At 69.9% G+C, this 19,601-nt stretch carries 13 protein-coding genes and 2 pseudogenes; 4 read left to right on the plus strand and 11 right to left on the minus strand.

Annotated elements, in window-relative coordinates:
• The first annotated feature begins 97 nt into the window (after positions 1-97).
• Together Q4V64_RS44330 and Q4V64_RS44335 are read left to right on the plus strand one after the other, a co-directional pair.
• Positions 98-1,585: an AlkA N-terminal domain-containing protein gene (locus Q4V64_RS44330; RefSeq protein ID WP_124438093.1), complete on the plus strand. Its 1,488-nt coding sequence runs from the start codon at positions 98-100 to the stop codon at positions 1,583-1,585.
• Positions 1,586-1,602: 17 nt separating this feature from the next.
• Entirely contained in the window at positions 1,603-2,097 is a 495-nt protein-coding gene (locus Q4V64_RS44335; protein ID WP_124438003.1) for a methylated-DNA--[protein]-cysteine S-methyltransferase, read from the plus strand.
• A 19-nt stretch (positions 2,098-2,116) separates the two neighbouring features.
• On the opposite strand, the gene Q4V64_RS44340 is transcribed toward Q4V64_RS44335, so the two are convergent.
• The 8 genes and pseudogenes from Q4V64_RS44340 to Q4V64_RS44375 form a co-directional block, all read right to left on the minus strand.
• Positions 2,117-2,854 carry a Sir2 family NAD-dependent protein deacetylase gene (locus Q4V64_RS44340; protein ID WP_124438002.1) on the minus strand — a complete coding sequence of 246 codons (738 nt, stop codon included), beginning with the start codon at positions 2,852-2,854 and terminating at the stop codon, positions 2,117-2,119.
• Positions 2,855-3,100: 246 nt separating this feature from the next.
• The gene (locus tag Q4V64_RS44345; protein ID WP_124438001.1) at positions 3,101-3,595 is read right to left on the minus strand and encodes an NUDIX hydrolase; all 495 of its coding nucleotides are present in this window, start codon (positions 3,593-3,595) and stop codon (positions 3,101-3,103) included.
• 47 nt (positions 3,596-3,642) lie between these two features.
• Positions 3,643-7,311 carry a tetratricopeptide repeat-containing protein kinase family protein gene (locus Q4V64_RS44350; protein ID WP_124438000.1) on the minus strand — a complete coding sequence of 1,223 codons (3,669 nt, stop codon included), beginning with the start codon at positions 7,309-7,311 and terminating at the stop codon, positions 3,643-3,645.
• A gap of 110 nt (positions 7,312-7,421) precedes the next feature.
• Positions 7,422-8,429, minus strand: coding sequence for an AAA family ATPase (locus Q4V64_RS44355; protein WP_124437999.1), 1,008 nt, complete (start codon positions 8,427-8,429; stop codon positions 7,422-7,424).
• Positions 8,426-10,594 (minus strand): trypsin-like peptidase domain-containing protein, encoded by a 2,169-nt coding sequence (locus Q4V64_RS44360; protein WP_124437998.1) that lies wholly within the window; start codon positions 10,592-10,594, stop codon positions 8,426-8,428. The genes Q4V64_RS44355 and Q4V64_RS44360 overlap by 4 nt, the downstream gene beginning before the upstream one ends.
• On the minus strand, positions 10,595-10,960 hold the full coding sequence (locus tag Q4V64_RS44365) for a CU044_2847 family protein (RefSeq protein WP_124437997.1): 366 nt from the start codon (positions 10,958-10,960) through the stop codon (positions 10,595-10,597).
• Positions 10,961-11,188: 228 nt separating this feature from the next.
• Positions 11,189-11,716 (minus strand): annotated as a pseudogene (locus Q4V64_RS44370) (ADP-ribosylglycohydrolase family protein); the annotation flags it as partial.
• 61 nt (positions 11,717-11,777) lie between these two features.
• Positions 11,778-11,945, minus strand: a pseudogene (locus Q4V64_RS44375) (IS3 family transposase); the annotation flags it as partial.
• 471 nt (positions 11,946-12,416) lie between these two features.
• Between Q4V64_RS44375 and Q4V64_RS44380 the strand changes: the two are divergent.
• Positions 12,417-12,860: a hypothetical protein gene (locus Q4V64_RS44380; RefSeq protein ID WP_124437995.1), complete on the plus strand. Its 444-nt coding sequence runs from the start codon at positions 12,417-12,419 to the stop codon at positions 12,858-12,860.
• Positions 12,861-12,878: 18 nt separating this feature from the next.
• Here Q4V64_RS44380 and Q4V64_RS44385 read toward each other — a convergent pair whose 3' ends face one another.
• The 3 genes from Q4V64_RS44385 to Q4V64_RS44395 all read right to left on the minus strand — a co-directional run bounded on the left by Q4V64_RS44385 (position 12,879) and on the right by Q4V64_RS44395 (position 17,606).
• Positions 12,879-13,109, minus strand: coding sequence for a hypothetical protein (locus Q4V64_RS44385; protein ID WP_253266773.1), 231 nt, complete (start codon positions 13,107-13,109; stop codon positions 12,879-12,881).
• Between the two features lie 315 nt (positions 13,110-13,424).
• A complete protein-coding gene (locus Q4V64_RS44390) occupies positions 13,425-16,703 on the minus strand; it encodes an AAA domain-containing protein (protein WP_124437994.1) in 3,279 nt (1,092 codons plus the stop codon).
• A gap of 165 nt (positions 16,704-16,868) precedes the next feature.
• Complete coding sequence (locus tag Q4V64_RS44395) at positions 16,869-17,606, minus strand: SAVMC3_10250 family protein (RefSeq protein ID WP_124437993.1); 738 nt, start codon at positions 17,604-17,606, stop codon at positions 16,869-16,871.
• Between the two features lie 174 nt (positions 17,607-17,780).
• Between Q4V64_RS44395 and Q4V64_RS44400 the strand changes: the two genes are divergently transcribed.
• Positions 17,781-19,574 (plus strand): hypothetical protein, encoded by a 1,794-nt coding sequence (locus tag Q4V64_RS44400; protein WP_124437992.1) that lies wholly within the window; start codon positions 17,781-17,783, stop codon positions 19,572-19,574.
• Positions 19,575-19,601: the final 27 nt, after the last annotated feature.

Below are 19,601 nucleotides of genomic sequence, written 5' to 3' on the forward strand. Positions count from 1 at the left end.
TGGCGATCCGGCGGGGTCCAGGACACGGGAGGTTGATGTCGGATTCTCGCCAGCCCCGGTCCGGCCCGTGCCCGATGCTGGACGCATGCAGATGGGGATGCACACCGACACCGAGCGCTGCGTGCGCGCCGTCCAGTCCAAGGACGCCCGCTTCGACGGCTGGTTCTTCACGGCTGTCCTGACCACCCGCATCTACTGCCGGCCCAGCTGCCCGGTGGTTCCGCCCAAGCCCGAGAACATGACCTTCTACCCGAGCGCGGCGGCTTGCCAGCAGGCCGGCTTCCGGGCCTGCAAGCGCTGCCGGCCCGACACCAGCCCGGGCTCCCCGGAGTGGAACCAGCGCGCCGACCTCGTGGCCCGCGCCATGCGGCTGATCGCCGACGGCGTCGTGGACCGCGAGGGCGTGCCCGGACTCGCCGCCCGGCTCGGCTACAGCCCCCGGCAGATCGAACGCCAGCTGCTCGCCGAACTGGGCGCGGGCCCCCTCGCCCTCGCCCGCGCCCAGCGCGCCCAGACGGCCAGGCTCCTCATCGAGACGACCCCGCTCACGATGGCGGAGATCGCCTTCGCCGCCGGTTTCTCCTCGATCCGCACCTTCAACGACACAGTGCGCGAGGTCTTCGCCCTCTCACCCAGCGACCTGCGCGCCCGGGTACCGAAGAAGACCTCCCCGGCCGGCCCGGTCGGCCCGGCCACCCCGGGCGCCCTCACCCTCCGCCTCCCGTTCCGCGCCCCCCTCAACCCCGACAACCTCTTCGGCCACCTCGCGGCGACCGCCGTCCCGGGCGTGGAGGAGTGGCGTGACGGCGCCTACCGGCGCACGCTCCGACTGCCGTACGGCCACGGCATCGTGGCCCTCGCCCCGCGCCCCGACCACATCGCCTGCCGCCTCACCCTCAGCGACCTGCGCGACCTGACCGTCGCCATCAGCCGCTGCCGCCGTCTGCTCGACCTGGACGCCGACCCGGTCGCGGTCGACGACCAACTGCGTACGGATCCGCTCCTCGCGCCCCTGGTCGACAAGGCGCCCGGCCGACGCGTGCCGCGCACGGTCGACGAGGCGGAGTTCGCCGTACGGGCCGTACTCGGCCAGCAGGTTTCCACAGCGGCGGCCCGCACCCACGCGGCCCGCCTGGTCACCGCGCACGGCGAACCGGTGGACGACCCCGAGGGCGGCCTCACCCACCTCTTCCCGGCCCCCGAGGCGCTCGCCGCCCTCGACCCCCAGTCACTCGCGATGCCCCGCACCCGCCGTACCACCTTCACCACACTGATACGCGAACTCACCGACGGTGCACTCAACTTGGGCGTGGAGAGCGACTGGTCGCAGACCCGAGCCCGGCTCCTCGCCCTCCCCGGCTTCGGCCCCTGGACGGTTGACGTCATCGCGATGCGCGCCCTCGGCGACCCCGACGCCTTCCTCCCGACCGACCTCGGAATCCGCCGCGCCGCCCAGGAATTGGGCCTGCCGTCGACCCCGGCGGCGCTCACGGCCCGCGCGGCGGCCTGGCGGCCCTGGCGGGCGTACGCCGTCCAGTACCTGTGGGCGACCGACAGTCACCCGATCAACTTCCTTCCCGTATAAGGACGTAGGCACAGCAGATGAAGCAGCACACCGTGATCGACAGCCCCTACGGCCCCCTCACTCTCGTCGCCGACGACGGCGTCCTGTGCGGCCTCTACATGACCGACCAACGCCACCGCCCACCGGAGGAGACCTTCGGCCCCCGCGACGACCTGCCGGCCTTCGGCGAAGCGGCCGACCAGCTCAAGGCGTACTTCGCGGGCGAGTCGAAGGAGTTCACCCTGGAACTCCGCCTCACCGGCACGCCCTTCCAGCGCACCGTGTGGGAACAACTGCGCCGAATCCCCTACGGCGAGACCCGCACGTACGGCCAACTGGCCGACGCCCTCGGCAAAGCCGGCGCCTCCCGGGCCGTCGGCCTGGCCAACGGCAGGAACCCGATCGGCATCATCGTCCCCTGCCACCGCGTCGTCGGCGCCGACGGAAGCCTCACGGGCTACGGCGGCGGCCTGAACCGCAAGCAGCGACTGCTGGACTTCGAGCGGGGTGAGAGCGTAGAGGCCCTCTTCTAGGAGGCCCTCTTCCAGTCAGTCAGGGCGCTTTCTGGTCACTCAAGGTGCGCAGCAGCTTCGGCAGTGCCGTGCCGATCGGCTCCCGTATCACCTCGTCGGCCCGGTCGTCGTACGGTGTCGGCTCGGCGTTGACGATGATCAGCCGTGCCTCATGGTCGGCGGCGACCCCCGCAAGCCCGGCGGCCGGCTGCACCTGAAGACTCGTCCCGACCGCGACGAACACCTGGCACGCCTTGCTGATCGCCACCGCCTCACCCAGCACCACCGGATCGAGCCGTTCGCCGAACATCACCGTGGCCGACTTCAGGATCCCGCCGCACTCCAGGCACGGCGGATCCTCCTCACCGGCATCTACCCGGGCGAGCGCGTCCTCCATGGGACCGCGCGCATGGCACTTCGTGCAGACGACGCTGCGTGCGGTGCCGTGCAGTTCGAGCACCTTGCGGGCGGGCATCCCGGCGAGCTGGTGCAGCCCGTCCACGTTCTGCGTGATCACCCGCACCGGCACCCCGGACCGCTCCAGCTCGGCCACGGCCCGGTGCGCGGCGTTCGGCTCGGCCCGGAGGGTGCGGTTCTTGCGGCGCATCTGCCAGGACCGCCGCCGGATCTCCGGATCACCCATGTAGTACTCGTACGTCACGAGCTTCTCGGCCCCCGGATCCCGCCGCCACAGACCGTTCGGCCCGCGGTAGTCCGGGATTCCGGAGTCGGTCGAGATACCGGCGCCGCTCAGGATGGCGACGAGGGGCTTGGTCATGTCACCGAGGGTAGGACGGGCGGTCCGGGGGCGGCGAACGATATCCGTCGTGGAAGTCATGGACGTCGAGGGCTGTCTCATGCCGTCGGCGGTGGACGGTGGACAATCGCCGGACGCTCGTAGCCCGCAGCCCATAGCCCGCAGCCTGTAGACAGTGTGCAGTCCGCAGTCGCAAGTACACAGTCCGCAGTCGCCAGTCCGGGGTCCGCAGTCGGCAACCGGCACCGGGCACCGGGCGTCACGGTGTCAGCCGACCCGCTGCCCGTTCTCCAGCTCCGCCGTCCCCGAGCCCTCGGCGAGGACGTCCAGCGCGGCCAGCACACGGTGGCCCGTGGCGCCCGGCAGGTATCGGGTGAGTTCCTCGCGGGGCACGAGCCGCCAGGACAGCAGCTCCTCCTCCTGGAGCCGGATCGCCTTGAGGTCGTCCTCGCCGAGGACCCCGCCGTCGTACAGATACGCCACCAGCGGCGGCCGGGCCGTCCCGTGCACCCAGTCCACCGCGAGCAGCCGGCCGAGCTCGCGGTCCAGGCCGATCTCCTCGGCGGTCTCGCGGCGCGCGCCCTGGCGCGGGGTCTCGCCGTCGTCGGACTCGATCGTGCCGCCGGGAAGCGCCCAGCCCTCACGGTAGTTGGGCTCGACCAGCAGTACCCGGCCCCTCGCGTCGCGGAAGAGGGCGGCCGCACCGGCGAGGACCCGAGGGAGACCGGCGATGTACGTGGCGAAGTCTGGAGTGGTGGTCATTCAGGAAAGGGTAACGGCGACACGGCGGCCGGCCCGCGGTGTCGGGGTCAGGCCTCCGGGAACGGATCGTCGCCGAGCAGCCGCCGGGTGGCGAGCGTGTCCTCGTGATCCGCTCCGAGCACGCGCACACGCTGGAGGTACAGACTCCGCGCCATCTCCATCCCCTCGTTCTCCTGGCCCGATCCGAGCAGTGCGATGGCGAGCTCGTGGGCACTCGCCAGCGTGCTGGGATGGTCGCCCCCAAGAGCCTGGGCCCGGCCCCGATGAGCGGTACGCGCTTTCCGCAGGGCCTCGTCGTAGCGGTCGAGGGCGATCAGCGTGACGGCCAGGTTGTGGTAGGCCAGCAACGTGGCGGGATGCTGCTCCCCGACGGAGGACCGCCAGCCCTCGAGCACGGCGCTGTACACCGCGTACGCCTCGTCGCGGCGGTCGAGCCGGTTCAGCGTGTACGCCCGTTGCTGGTGCGTGTTCAGTGTGTCCGGATGCTCCGGGCCCAGCGTCGTCGTGCGCCGCGACGCCGTGTACTCGAAGGTGGAGAGGGCTTCCGTGAACCTCTTCGACTTCAAGTACAAGGCGCCCATCTCGTAGTGACTGGAGAGGGTGCCGGGGTGGTTGGCGCCGAGCAGGTCGCGCTGTTCGGCGGCGATGGCCTGCAGCGCGGTGAGCGCCTCCTGCACGAGTCCCGACCGCCCCATGAAGACAGCGTGGCGCTGCTCGTCCGTCAGCTTCGCGGCCGGGTCGACACGCGGCGCCGTCAGCAGCCGGCGGAAGCCGACGCCGGTCTGGGGGGAGCCGCCGTAGGTGAGGGAGCCCGCGCCGTCGTCGCCGAGGACGATCCGGTAGTCGAGTTCGGTCGCGGGGTCGGCCGTGCCCTCCAGCACAAGGAGGTGGACACCGAGCTCGGGCCGCAGGGCACGCCGCCAGGCGGCCATCGTCTCGGCGTCCCGCGCCTCGGTGACCACGACCACCGGGCCGAGCGGCGGAGAGGGCAGGATCGTGGCGCGGGTCTGGTCGAGCAGGATCGAACGGCGGTGCAACTCTCCGCCAAGTGCCTCGTCCACGTCCCTGGTGTCCGGCTGGAGGACGACTTGGCGCAGTGTTCTGGCGGCCGCGGGTTCCAGATACAGGCGGGCATCCCCGACGAGTACGAACCGGATCTCGTCCGGCGCGTAAAGGCGGCGGGCCATGCCGTTCACAATGGTGTAGAGCAGGGCGGCCCGTGCGGCGAACGGCCCCTGGACGCTGCCGTGCGGGCCCATCTCGGCGAAGTCGAGGACCACCTTCCGGTCGTCGTCGCCGACACCGACCGGAACGGAACGGCGGACGACCGGCTCCCGGCCTGGCCGGAGCCCGAAGTCCCGCAGGAACAGGGCGAGATGCTCTGCCGAGGGGCGGTCCGCGAGGACCGGACCGCAGCAGAGTTGCAGCACCGCGCGCAGCCCGGGCGCCAACCCGGGACCGGCCGCCGCCAGCAGGAGTGATGCCAGCACCCCGACATCGTCGTGGCGGTCTTCGGAACGCCGGTCGACGCCCCATCCGGTCATGCAGACCTCGTCGCTGAACGGCAGGATCCGCTGCGCGGTGAGATTGCCGTGCACGATGCCCCTGGCGTGCGCGTGGGCGAGTACGTCCGCCGCGTGACGGCCGATGCCGAGGAAGCTCCCCTCCGGAAGCGGACCCCACCGATCCACCCGGTGGGCGAGACTCGGGACCGGGTAAGGGGGATCGCCGTTCTCCATGAGCAGGTTCGTCGCCGTCCAGGCGAGACCCACGTCCAGCAGGGCGGGCGCGCCCCTGCCCTTCAACGCGCGCAGCGTCTCGGCCTCCCGTTCCATGGACGCCTGGTCCGTGAACCGGATCGCCGCCGTTCGCCCCTTGTCGTCCCGCCCCAGGAACACCCCCTCGTCCGCCCGGGCCCGCTCGTGGCGGGCGAACAACCGCCAGCCACCCGCGGTCCGGGGGTCGCCCTCGCCGAGCGACAGCCACGGCGAATCGGGCGCGTCGACGAACTCGGGCAGCGTCTCCTCCGCCGCCTCGTCCGCGGCCGGTTGCTCCGGCACAGCAGGCGCGCGGGCGGGGCCCCGGGCGGACGCGGTCACCACGTCCGCCGGCACACCCAGCCGCCGCAGCAGACGCCGGTCGATCCAGCCGAACGCCTCCGACCCGGGGGCGGCCTGGTCCATGCCGTCCGGATCCGCCAGCCAGGCGGGAAAGTCGGGGGAGCGGCCGACCAGCCGGACCAACCGGTCGGCGACGGCCCGGCCGGACTTGAGGAGCTCGACGGCGGGAGCCGTCCCGAGCAGGATGCCGCGGGCCTCCTCGCAGAAGTCGTACCGACGATGCTGCGGGAGCAGCGGGCCCGGCTCCTCGCCGGTGCGGCGCATCAGCCCGCCGAGGAACACCTCCGCGAGGTGGCCCGTGTCGAACCGCGGGCCGAGCACCTGCTGCACGAGCCGCATGACCGGGACGGACACCGGAGCCATCGCTGCCAGATGCGCGGCCAGCCGGTAGGCCTCGGGGGAAGCCGTCTCCCGGAACCGCAGGACGGCCTGCGGGGCCCTGGCCGGCGTATCGGGGAGACCGGCGGCGGACGAGGCGGCGAGCAGGGGCAGCACCTCGCTCGTCCCCGGAGACGCCACCAGCGCCGCAAACGCGCCCAGCGCCTCCGGATCGGGCGCGAGGACGGGCACCGGGACACCGTCGAACGCCGCCAGCTCCGTCGGCAGTACCGGGTCCGCCACCTCCCATTCGAGGTTCGCCGCACCGCGCCGCCGCGTGGTGACACGCCAGCGCGCTGCCCGTAGGCCTGACCCCTCCCACAACTGCCGGGGCAGGACGTGCAGTATGGCCGTCGGGCCGTACCGCCCCCACTGCCCGAGCTGCTCCCGCATCCGGCCGTCGCGCCAGGCCCCGCCCGCGCCGTCGCTGACGACGAGAAGGAGCGTCCGGCCCGTCGTGTCCGTCACCGTGGAGGGAGGCAAGGGGGCGGCCCCGGCCAGGAACGGGCGGCGGGCGAGCCGCGGGGCGTGCGGGCCGCGTGTGTCCAGGCCCAGGACGCGTACGGTGCGGAACGCGCCGCTGCGTTCCAGCAGGCTTTTGACCTCGGTCGCGAGGCGCTGCCACAGGAGCATCGAGGTGCCGTCGTCCACCAGGAGCGTGACGTCCAGCCAGCGGGCCTGCGTCGGCCGCAGCACGGCGTCCGTCAGGCCGGTCTCCGCGGTCGCCTCGGCGGTGGCCGTCTCGTCCAGCTCCGAGTCACGCGGGTCACGGACGCGCAGCTTCAACGGACGTAGGGAGCGGCCCAGTTGAAGTTGACCGAAACGCGACGCCCGCGGCGCCGGTGCACGGAGGGGACGCACGGGCGCGGTCGGGCGCGACGACGGCCGGTCGGCGTCCGCGTGCAGGGCGAGATGCGGCTGCGCCGCCGGCAGGGGAGCAGGTTCGTCACCGTCCGCCGGAGGCGGCGTGGCGCCTGCGCCGGGCGGATCCTTGCGCGGCGCGAACCAGTCGGTCGCCGGGGCCGGTGAAGCGGGGGCGGCGGTGTCGTCCGGGGTGCCGGACTCGGGTTCCGGGTCCGAACCCGGGCCGCTCACCCCGCCGACCGCCCGTGCCAGCGGCGCAGACACGTCCGCGGGCATGCGTCTCGCCAGCCACAGCGTGTCCAGCAACTCGTCGGGGGTCAGCTCCACACCGCTCTCGGTGAGGATCGTGGCCACCCGCCCAAGGGCCTGAGCGCGTGCCGTGGGCGATCCATGGGGAGACGGCGGATCCCGGTCCGGCTCTCCGCCACTCTCCCCGCTCCGCCCGGATCCGGTCCGCACGTTCACTACACCGTTCCGCCGAGCCGGTGCAGTACGGCTTCCAGCAGCCCCCCGGGGGAAAGGTCGACGCCACCCTTCCGCAGGAAGACCGCGTTGAGCAGTTGGTCGGTGGCCAGCTCTCCAGAGGCGCGGCGGTCGAGGAACGTGTCCAGCAGTTCGTCCACGTCGGCGAGGTCCGCGTCCTCGAGATGGGCTCGCACGATGTCACGCAGCCGGTTCCCGTCCGGCTCCGCGATCTCCAGGCGCACACAGCGACGCAGGAACGCGGGTGGGAACTCACGTTCGCCGTTGCTCGTGATCACGACCACGGGGAACTCCGAACAGCGCACCCGGCCCCGCACGACCGGCACCCGCGCCTCGGGATCCGCGGTCAGCACCTCGACCCGGTCCTGCTCCTCGGGCAGCCGGGCCAGTTCGGGAATCTCGAACTCACCGTCCTCGAAGACCGCCAGCAGGTCGTTGGGCAGATCCACGTCCCCCTTGTCGAGCTCGTCGACAAGCAGGACCCGCGGGCGCTCGGACGGGACGAGGGCGGTGCCGAGCGGGCCGAGACGGACGTATGAGCCGATGTCCGGCCCTTGTCCGTGCGGCGGCTCCTCGCAGGCCTGCTCCCGGCGCAGATTGGATTCGCGCAGCCGCCCGATGGCGTCGTACCGGTACAGCGCGTCCTGCAGTGTGGAGCGGCTGTTGACCGGCCAGCTCAGCACCCTGCCGAGGGACAGCTCGTGGGCGACGGCGTGGGCGAGGGAGGACTTGCCCGTGCCCGGATGGCCGGTGACGAGCAGCGGTCGGCGCAGCAGGAGAGCCGCGTTGACCACATCGGCCTCCGCGGGCCCGATCAGATACGGCAGCGGCTTCGAGGGCTCGGAACCGCTCGGCGCGGAGGTGAACCGCCGCCAGGGCGGAGCCTCGGGGAACGTGACCTGCCGGGACTGCCCGTCGCCCCGGAAGAGCCGCCAGCCGTCGGCCCCCGGCCCGCTCGGTGGACTGCCGGGGTAGTGGGGTGCCGTCATCGGCTGAGCGCTCCTTCGTCCGGGTCGGTCAACTGCAGTTCGGGATCCTCGTGGGCCAGGCCGTCCCAGGTGTGGTCCTCCCACACGAGGGAGGGCCGAGCCGCATGAGCGGACGGTGCCATCAGAGTCTGGCCCCGGTACCGGTGCACGCGGCCGGGCAGCTCGTGCAGTGGCCCGGTCGGCGCGAGGGGGGCGAGGCGCGCGGCGTGGTCGTGACCGAGTGCCTCGCGGTCCCACAGCACCACCGGGACACCCAGGGCGAGGCACAGGTCGAGCAGCTGATCGCGCAGTTCGGGCGGACCGTGCAGCACCACCTGGTTGGCGTCGAGGTGAGTGGACCTCAGCAGAGCGGCCACTTCCCGGCTGTCCACGTGCTCCCTGCCGATGGCCAGAGGCCGCCCCCTCCCGTCGCCCCACCGGCGCTGCCGCTCCGCATCACGCATCGGCACCCGGCGGCTCATCTCCGGGCAGCGCAGGGTCAGTTGGAAGGCGACACCGAGGGGCAGGCTCGGCTCGAAATCGTTGGGCCGGCCCGTCTCCCACTCGTCGACCGGCAGATGGAGTCCGGCGCGGTCCACTTCGATGTCCACCGCGGGAGGCTGTGAACTGGTGTCGTGCTGGAGGCGTTCGGCCCCGTCGCGGATCACGGTGGCGACCTGTTCGGCTGTGAGAGGCGCATCGCCGGCGGTGGTGTCCATACGGTGCCGGGAGCCGTCCGGCCGCTGCTGCCACAGCCGGCACCGGAAACATCCGGGCGCGGCGGGGCCGTACGCGGCGAGCCGGGCCAGCAGCCTGGTCCGCGGAGCCGTCCGCAGCCCGGCCCACTGCCGGGCGTCCGCGCGCCGCTGGTTACGCGCCACCGGGTGCACCCCCAGCCGGCCGCAGACCCGGTTGCTCCAGTCCTGCAGTGCCTGCCGCTGAGTGTCGGGCAATCCGGCGGCTATGAACTCGACGACGTGGACCAGGGAGGGAACGCGGGGCGTGTCCTCCGGCCCTGGATCTCCCTCCTGGCAGCCCTCCAGTCCGGTGATCACCTCGTTCACCGCCTCGGGCCGCAGCACGGGCTCGCACAGGGCGGCGGGCGGCTGCGTGAACCGCAGTGCCTCCTGCGCCGCACGGGCGGGCAGGGTGTTGTCCCAGGCCGTCACGTCACGCAGCCGCTCCTCCAGGAACGCGTACTCGCCGTGCGACAGCAGTCCGGCCGCCTCGATGACCCGGCCGAGGGCGAGCAGTGTGTTCAGCCGGCCCGGCCGCCTTCCGTCGGGGCCGGTGACCAGGGACTCGCTGAGCGTCGGCAGTGCGCGCTCCGTGGTGAGCAGTTCGGCGGCCAGCTCTTCCACCGTCGGCGCGCTGCCGTCCTGCGGCGGGTCGAGTTTCAGCTCCTGCGCGAGGTGCCGTGCGGGCTCCACCCGTGCGGCCGGAGCGGGCAGCAACTCTCTCAGTACGGCGACGAGACCGGCGCCGACCGGGTCGTGCGCGGGAACCGTACGCACCGTGCGGCAGGTCGTGACGACGGCCCGGGCCCCTACGCGGTCCAGCTCGGCGCGCACCGTCTGCCAGGGCAGCGCCCAGGCCCGCCGCACCGTGTGTCCGGCCGCCACGGCACCGCCCGGCGGTTCCAGCCGGCCCACCACCAGGCCGACCGCCGTGCGGCACGACGGGGTCCACAGCGGACCCCCGCTGAACCCCGGACCGATCGCGGCGCCCGACAACTCGCCGTCCAGATAGCCGACTTCCTGGTCGAGCAGTTTCATCTCGACGTCCGCGAACGTGACCGGATCACCGCAGCCGTGCCACGCCCGCAGGGTCTGCCGCTGGGTCATGTCCGCCCAGACGACGGGCGGCGCCCACTCCGGCGCGGGCTCGGCCAGCCGTAGCACGCACAGGTCGCCGTGCCACACCGCGGTGCCGCTCCTGGGCGGCACCCATACCTCGACCCGTGCCCGGCTCCGCGACGCGCCGCGGGCGAAGACGACGTCGAGATCCCCGTCCGCGGGCCGCCCGGTGCTGAGCTGCGGCAGCCCGAGGGCCTCGTTGACCACATGCGCGCAGGTCAGTACCCGGTCCGAGGTGAGCAGAGCGGCGGCTCCGGCCGCCGTGCCACCGTCGGGGGCGTGGACGGAGACCACCGGCGGCGGGCCGGCGGACCGTTGGAACCAGCTCACCTACGCTCCGTGCGAATCTCGCCGCCAGGTCGCCGACACCGTCATCGTGGCCTTGCCCTTGGCGCTCACGATGCCGAGTTTCAGATCCTTGCCCACCTCGACACCGAACTCGACCGTGAAGGACTCGGGCGGCTGCTGCGCCCCCGACACCGCCGCATGGACCTCGTCCAGGAGCGGGCCCAGCGGGCGCAGTGTCGCACGCAGCCCCTCGACGGCGAGAGCGGCGACCCGGCCCCCGCCGACGGCGACGGCGCTCGGCGCGCCGAACTCCGCAGGCAGTCCCGGGGCCGGCGGTGCTTCGCCGACATCGGCGACCGCCACGCGGACGGCCGCTCCGGCCAGATCGAGTTCCAGGTACTCCGGCATGACGTCATTGTGCCGATCAAGGCTCCGTGGCGAGGCGGTTTGCGACGGATTCCCGTCGACAAGTGAGAGGAGCCGCCGCTCCGACCCGCCGCTCCGACCCGCTGCAAGTCAGGTGTACCAGGTCAGTAGGCTGAGCTGACTCCTCCCCGCACTGGCCTGGTCGCCGCCGACGGTGTCTCGGATCCACAGCGGTCGACTGTATGCAATATGCTGGACTGTGTATGCGGCTCACCGTCGACCTGCGGATTCCGTCGCACTGCGGAACGCCTCTGTCTCCACCAGCCGGAGCGTCCGCTCCGCCAGCTCGCTGATGCGCACCCCGTCGAAGCCGAACACCGCGCTGCGCACCGTGTCCTCCAGCGGTTCCTTCCACTGTGCCGGGATGGCGTCCGCGCCGGTCAGTACGCCGACCACCGAGCCCGCGGTCGCCCCGTTGGAGTCGGTGTCCAGGCCGCCGCGGACGGTGAGGGTGATGGTGCGGGTGAAGTCGCCGTCGCCGTAGAGGAGGCCGGCGGTCAGCACGGCGACGTTCGGGATGGTGTGGATCCAACCGAGCCGGGCGGTCTCCTCGTCGACGGTGGTGAGCGTGTCCTCCCAGGTCATCCGGGTGTCGTGGAGGGAGACGACCCGGCGTACGGTACGGGCGAGGCGGCTGCTCGCCGGGACGACCGCGAGCGCCTGGTCGACGGCGTGCCGCACGGTCGACGCCGTGAACGCCGCCGAGACCAGCGCCGCCGCCCACATCGCCCCGTACACGCTAAAACCCCGTTCTTGGGCTACTCCGAAAGGGGGCCTTAACCTCGGATCTTGAACACGTCTATGCGGCTTGGGCCAGGGTAGTTGCTGCTGGTTGCAAGTCGTTCTCGTAGGCGATCGGAGATCGCTGACCAAGGCGGGAGTGCTGGCGTCGGGTGTTGTATCGGGTCAGCCAGCGGAAGGCGTCGAGTCGCGCCTCGTGCTCGTTCGACCAGCTTTTGCGACCCTTGTCCTTGGCGGAGATCAAGAACTGGCCCGCCACCGTCAGCGTCACCCGCTGCGCCCTGGCGCTCGGGTAGGCAAGACCGCGTTGTACGACCAGATCAAGCGCGGGGAGCTGCCCGTCCGGACCATCCGCGTCGGGGCGCCGTAGGGCCGTGGTGACCGCCTCCCTAGTCCGCCTGCTGGAGACCGGAAGCCCCGACCCCCAGCCGACCCCGCCCGCTCCGGCCTCCGCGCTCGTGGCGGCCGGACATGGCGACTCTGGCCTCCCGGCACCACCTGACCGCCGACGGCGGCGGCGGGGTGGAGAGCAGCACGCACCCGGACAGCGGCGAACGTGTCTGGACGTGCTCCGCCTGCCCCGCACGAGGCAGCGGCGAAGACGCGGCACGTGCCCACGCGGCGCAGTGCCGTGGCTACAGCACCCGCCAGGGCGGCCGCAAAGCCCAACGCTGCGGGCCCTGGTTACGATCCCCCGATGGAATGGTGGAAAACGATCGCGCCCCTGGTCGGCGTCGTTCTGGGAAGTCTCGGCACACTGCTCGGACAGAAGTTGTCCGACACCCGCACCCTCCGACGTGATCGGCTGCTTGCTCAAGAAGAAGCGAAGATCCGTCTGGCCGCAGAGCGGGCGACTCTCCAGCGGGAATCAATCATGGAGATACAGCACGCGCTTGAAGGCAGCATGGCAGCGAACGAGCTGCCGCCCGGGGTCAGGATGAGTGAGCAATTCCGGGCAGCGGCAACGGAATCCGCATTGCACCTCCGTGCCCACATTGCGCGACTCGAAGACCGCGAACTGGCCGCCAGTGTGTTGGTGTGGCTGCAGCCACACCGAAGCGCGGCAGCAGCCCGGACGGCGCTCGACGCCCTTCAGGACCGCCTGAGCCGCCATCTCCGAGGGCTCTACGCGGATCGGTAGGCAGTACCACTGCCACGATCAGACAAGCAACAAGCGCCCGTAGGCGGTGAGTACTTCGCGCACCTCGGGCACGTCCTCCGTGCGCTCAGAGGAGAGGTCCCCGGATGCGTCGATGACGTTCCTGGCCTCTTCGGCGGCCTGCTCGGGCTCGTTCGCGTCGGGGGCCACCGCGAGCCACGACCGGTGCGGGGCGACCTCCCGGGCGTGCGTGGCGCCGTAGCATCCCAGCACGTCCTGGAGCAGCGGCACCGCGCGGAGAGCGGCCGGTGCAACTCCGTGGAAACGCGGGCGTCCATGACCTCCAGCTCCTCGCGGTTCACCCAGTACGCCCACGAGGACGCCGGAGGGCCGTCTGTGGCGTCCAGGGCGGCGTGCAGCCCGAAACGGCGTGCGTGCGCGTCGGCGTCGTGGACTTCTCCCGGGTGCCTCCGGTGCGAAGAGAGCCGGACCCGGAGCGCGAGAGCGGACGTGGCGTCGCGCTCGTGGAACAGCTCGCGGAGGACTGGGGAACCGATCCGCTGCCGTGGGGGAAAATGTGACCGGTCCGACGATACTGGCATCCGGCTATAGCCGGATGTCGCGGGTCCAGGCTTTGGAGCTGCCCGGCGAACTGGTCTTGCATGCAGCGGCGTAGCACCGCCAGACCCAGGCGTTCTTCCAGCGTCGGATTTCGATCTCTGCTCCCTTACACCGCCCGCACTTCGGGGGCCGGGCGAAAGTCTCCGCGTGTTCGTGTGCGAGTAGTTTGCGGGCGAAGTAGCCGCCGTGCATCGTTAGCATGACTTCGCGTGTGTTGCTTTGTGAGAGTGCGTTGAGGCTGCCGAGCATGACGGTGTGTTCGTCGATCACTGCGATTTTCTGGTGCATGACATGGATGGGGACAACGGTCTGGGCGACGGTGCGCAGGTCTGCGATGAGTGCCTGACTGGTCTCTCTTCTTTGGAGTTGGTCGGTGTCGTCTCGGATGAACACGGTGATGCGTACGCCGCGGTCGGCCGCTGCTTTCAGTTCAGGGAGCAAGGCGCGGATCCGGTTGGCCACCCATGGTGCCCAGAGCCACAGGGATTGTTTTGCCTGTCGGATCTCGGTGGTGAAGGTGATGTAGAAGTCGCGTTCGTCGTCGATGTCGGTCACTTCGACGTGCCGGCTGAGGACTTCGGCGAGGGCGATGCCGAACTCCCCGCGATGGGCCGGTGGCGTGTGTGGCGGGGTGATGAGGTGTTTGGCAGGCAGTACCCGGACACCGTGGGTGCCGACCAGGGCGTCGAGTTCAGCCAGGGCTGTTCCCGGCCTGGCCCCGCTGACGCGTTGCCCGCTGGCGATGACGTAGAGGCGGGTTCTGACGCGGGTGACGGCGACGTTGAACAGGCGCACGCCGTTGCGTCTCCACTCGTCAGCGCCGGGCTGGCGGTGGGCGAGAGCCATCCACAGTTCGCGGCTGTCCGCGTTGCCTTCCACGGTGTCGAAGATGACGACGTCGAACTCCCGGCCCTGAAACCTGTGTGCCGTTCCAACTTCGGCCAGCGGACGGCCACCGGAGCCTTCGACATCTCGTAGTGCTTCCAAGGTGGCTTCGGCCTGGACCCCGTACGGGGTGACGATTCCTGCTTCTTCGCCCTGCTCGCGGTGCAGTTCCACCAGAGCCCGCGCGAGGAGAGAGCCGGCCGGCCACCAGCCTTTCCGGCTGCCGGTCAAGTGGGCTCGGGCCAGCTCGTGCAGGCCGTCGGTGTCGATCAGCACGATCTCGGGATCGCTGTCGGGCCGCTCCGCAAGCGTCTGGGAGCCGCCGCGCAGCATTCCCCCGTAGGCGAGACCGTTGGCCAGTTTCATCAGGGCTGGGCCGAAGCGATGCTGTTCGGTCAAGGTGACGCAGGCCGGGTGTGCCTGGGCATCCGCGGGTTCGAAGATGCCGCAGTGCTGAAAGACGTCGGGGAGCAGCCAGTTTTTGATGTCGTCGCGTTCCTGCTCCTTGAGCCCGCTCGGGATGACTGGGCCGAGCTGCATGAAATCGCCGAGCAGGACGGCAGCTCTACTGGCTTTGCCGGTGGCCAGGAGCACCTCGGGCAGAGCGGCTGCACCGGCCTCATCGACCAAGACCACGTCGTAAGGGCCTTCGAAAACTGCCCGGTTGGAACGGAACCGGGCCAGTGTGGTGGCGACCAGCTTGGCGCTCTTGATGATCTCGCCCTGGGCGTTGCGGGCCAGCCGCTCGTATTCCTCCTGGGTGTTCTGGTACTGCTGCTCCAGCTGCGGCTTACGGGCGCTTTCGGCGGCCACAAGTGGACGGAGGCGTTCGGCCCGGTCGTGCAGGGTCGGCCAGTCCTTCTTCGCGGCCTGTTCGGTCAGCGTCTGGGCCTGTTGCGCTGCGACAGCCGCCGCAGTGGCCTGGTTCTTTTCCTGCTCGGCCGAGGTACACAGTCTGTGTGCCCGCTCTGTTGCCGCCCGTGTGGCGTGGGCCTCTCTGTCGAGGTGCCGGATCTGTTCCCGGCTGAGCGGGACGGAGTCGGACAGCTCCGTGATTTTGGCATCGAGTGCAGAGATCCGGGCGGCGGCGGTATGGTGCGCGTCCACGGACTGCTGACGCGCTGCCTCCGCCTGCTCTTCGGCGTCAGCCAGTTGCTCCTGGAGCGCGACCAGCTTCTCGCGCGCACGCCAGCGGGCCACCGACCCTTTCGCCTCCCACTGCTTCACCTGATTCCGCAGGGGTCGGCACTCCTCAGCGGCCAGCAACGCATCAGCTGCTCGGTGTTCTGCAGCCTGCCGGACCCTGGCCGACTCGTCGCAGAGCCGGTCCACCTCGCGCCATACCTCGCGCGAGGGCTCTGCTGCGGCAGCCCGGTCCGACGCCACCTTCGCCGCCTCCGCAGTTTCGGCCATGTCGCGAGCGGCCTGCGCGTACCGGTCGTCGGCCGCGTCGCTGCGGGCCAGTGCGGAGGCCAGGTCCTGACCGGGCGTGCGCAGCAGTTGCAGTGCAGCGAAGTATCCGGCCGCGTCGAACCCGGCGAGTGCAGCGTCCATGGCGGCAAGTTGACCGGCGCGGTCGCGGATGTCGACCAGTTCAGCTTCCACGGCGCTACGGCGCTGAGCCGTCTGCGCTAATCGGGTTCGGAGCATGAGCGGCAGCGACACCGAAGGGTCTTCCGCCACCTCTTTAAGATGCGGCGGGCCCACACGGACGATCTCACCCGGACTGTGGCGCTTCTCCCGCACCACCCCGAGCAGGGCGTTATCCACAGCGACATTGGTCGCAGAGACCAGCAGCACCCGCTCGCCCCGCGCGATCAGGTCACCGATGGCGCGTTTGAGGACCGTGGTCTTACCGGTCCCCGGCGGCCCCCACACCAGATGAACCCCTTCACCCAGGCACGCCCGGTAGGCGTCTGCCTGGGCCGGGTGGAATCCAGGAGGGTCCGGCTCCGCTCCCGGAGCCCCGCCGATACTGCGGGCTGCCAGGGCCGCGGCCAGCGGGTGTTCGCCCAGTTGGGCGATGCCGTCGCGCAGGGCCTCGATGAGGAAGGTGGGCGGCTGCTTCAGCATCCACAGGTGGGCGTCGGTGATGTCGGCGAACTCGGCCACACGCAAGGTGAGCAGGGACCCGTTCTGCACCGTCTCGGAGACGCTGAAGCCGTCCTTCTCGATGGCCCTGTCGTGGGGCCCGGCCAGCCGCAGGCTGTCCAACTGGTCCGGCCCGATGTCAGTGCCGCGCAAGTCCACCGCGTACTGGCCGGATTCACCGGTCCGGGCCGCTCGCCCGATCCGCTGCCAGCGCGCTCTTCTCCCTGCGCCTCCTTCCAAGGCGATCCATTCGCCGAGTGCCGCCGTGATCTCCTCACGCCACCCCACGTACCGTCCCCCAGCCCTGCCCCGCTTCGGACTGGCAGACCTACCCAGTCACACGGTGCAACATGCCGGGCTTGGTTGGTGACCAACCGGTGGCGCGGCGCTTGTCAGTACTCGGGCCGAGAGGATCAGACGACCTACGTGACGTAAAGCCAAGAAGCGCAGATCTTAATTGTCCGCGAGCTCCAAGTCGCCCACCGTGTACTCAACGACGAGCGGGCTCGCCACTACGCACCGAGAAGTGGCATAGGTGTGAGGGATGAGCCCAGTGACCCGCGCATACCCGGTCATCACAGCGGAAGTGTCGATGCTGTCGTCCGCGTCATCCAGTGCGTGCAGCAGCTCCTGCACGTCTTGGCCATGCAGGCGTGCTGCTGTCGGGCGTGAGATCTGATCGGTCGCCATTGTGTCACGGTGCCTGATGAGTGCGTCGACGACCTGCCCGGCCCTTGCGATGAAAGCGCTGCCCAAGCTGGAGGCCGAGTTCATCGCGTCCGGCGCGAGTCCTTCGATCGGCATCGCATTCCAGCCGCGTAGATGCTGGACCGACCCATGCATCAACAGACGGCAGCGCCCGTCGGTGCCACCTTCACGTGCCGGCTCTACGAACAGGACGAGATTCTGGTGGGTGTCGCTGAACGTCACGCAGCGAAGCGGCGCTTCGAATTGCACCCACTGGCCAGGTCGTAGCTGAGGCTCCGTGTACCAGTCTGCAAGAAGCGCAACGTGCTTGTGCACCTCACGTAGGTGCCGCAGTTGACTTTGCTCGCTATCCACAGCTGGCGTGTCCATGTCGACGCCGCCTAAAGGCGTGGTCAGGCGAAGCGCACCCATGCGCGCGGCACGCCGCGGCTCAGGGACGAACTGTCGCAGTTTGCTGTCCGACAAGTAGACGATCTCGCGCAAGGGACACCCCGTTCGGTGAGCTGGCGATGACAGGAGCCATCCTGCCAGCGCCCACTGACAGTGGCCGACGCCGCACGATCGCTCTGCCTATTCCTCCAGCTGACAGCGGCGTGTGCGAGCTGGCCCGATAATGAGCAGGCATGCACCTTACGCCGCGATGTCTGGGGGGACGTCATGGAAGATCGGCTTGAGACGGGTTCGGAACTGCATCGACTCAACGAGGAAGTTGAGGACATAGGTAAAGGTCAGACCCGTCATGAGGGGAGACTGGGAGACTTCGAGGATGAGCTTCTCGGTGTTCGAGCTGACGTCGTCAGGCTCGGCAGCGAGGTCTCGGAAGTGCGTCAGGAGATCGAAGGACTGGAGGGTACGGTCTCCGGCACTCGCCAGATGCTCGACACATTTATTGAACAGTACGGCCGTGACAGAGAAGTGGCGAAAGCCCAGGCCGAACTGTCCCGCTTGACGACCCAGTGGCATGCGGACTTCGGACAGCGCAAGCAGACCCGTGCCCTGGCGCGCGGGTTGGTTCATACCCTCACCGCCCATGCTGTCTACAGGACTGTGGTCAGCTCAGCTGCGGTGCGTGCCTGTACCGAAGAGCGGATGCTCCTCGAACCGACATACTGGCTGGCTCCGGCTGCGATGGCGGTCGCAGCGAAGTTCCGCGATGAAGGTGAGCGCGGCGAGAGTGCGCAGGCGCATGCACGCATGCTGGATGCTGCCAAGGCCGACCTCTTCTTCTCGCTGACGTGCTCGCGCTTCGGAGACGAGACGCAAGCGGCTGCATGGATGGACATGTACCTCCAGTCACTCGACCCTCAGGAACTCGGCCAGGACTTCTTCGTCGTCCTGGATGCCATTGCGAGCAAGGAACTGGGCGACGAGGCGCTTGGGTATGCCCAGCGGGCGATGGCGGGATGGAACCGGAGCATCCTCCAGTTCCCCGGTGAGAAACATGCGTTCGCTGACGTGCGTGGTGGTGAGCAGTGGAAGACTCGTCTGGAGAACTTGCGGCGGCGGATGGCCAAGAAGCAATACTCGGCGCTGCGTAGAACGAGCGGAAACCAGTGGGACGGACTTCGCCTTGGGTGGGAACTCGCGACCGTGCCCGACCAGACCCTGGCTTATCTCGTGCACATGTTCCCTGACGGACCCGACGGAGTCGACTGGCCCATCAAGGATGGCCGCTACGTGGATAGGGCCCTGGAACGCCTGATCAACCAGCTTGAACCCGACGAAGCAGACTTGCGGGCGAAGATGCGGCGACTGGAGCAAGTCATCGCGCATGACGGAGACCTTGAAGCCGTCGGGCAGGCGCACGAGTCGCCCTTCAGCCCCGATGCCGATCCCGTGACGTTCATGACGCTCCTTGATCAGGCAGTCTTCGAACCGGATGAAGCCCGGCTCGGCCCGCCGGCTCGCCGCATGGCCCTTCGCGCCATTTGGCCAACCCTGGAAAACGCCGCCAACCGGATCGTCGCAGAGTCCCGGCAGCATCTTCCCCAGAGCATCACGCTGAGTATTGCGGACTGGTCCTGCACTGTTTCGACGGACCCGGAGCTGTTTCTAGATCCGGACCCGCTCCTTCGTGACCTTGCCGCGCACATTACGCGGCAGACACAGGTCCAGTCAGAGGCGGTCGTGCGGAGATGGCCACGCGTCTGCGGTGCGCTAGCGATGGGAGGAGTCAGCGGGTTGTTGGTGGTGCCGTTTGTTGACGAAACGTGGCGAGGGTTCTTCACGCTCCTCGCCATCGGCATGGTCGCGTGGGGTGTATGGGAAATCTGCGGTGTTCCGCGCCGAAGGAAGCAGGTACACGAGCAGGGTGACCGGTTGCGCAACGACTCCGTCGCGACCTTGGCCAAGGCGCTCGCCCAAGGCAAGGACTTCTTCGAGGAATGGCACGAGGCCATGGAAGGACTGTCAGACCTCACCTCTTGGGGAGGGCATCCCAACTCCAACTGACCACCGGATCACACGACCCTACCGAGG

This window comes from Streptomyces sp. NL15-2K, from assembly GCF_030551255.1.
Classification (GTDB): domain Bacteria; phylum Actinomycetota; class Actinomycetes; order Streptomycetales; family Streptomycetaceae; genus Streptomyces.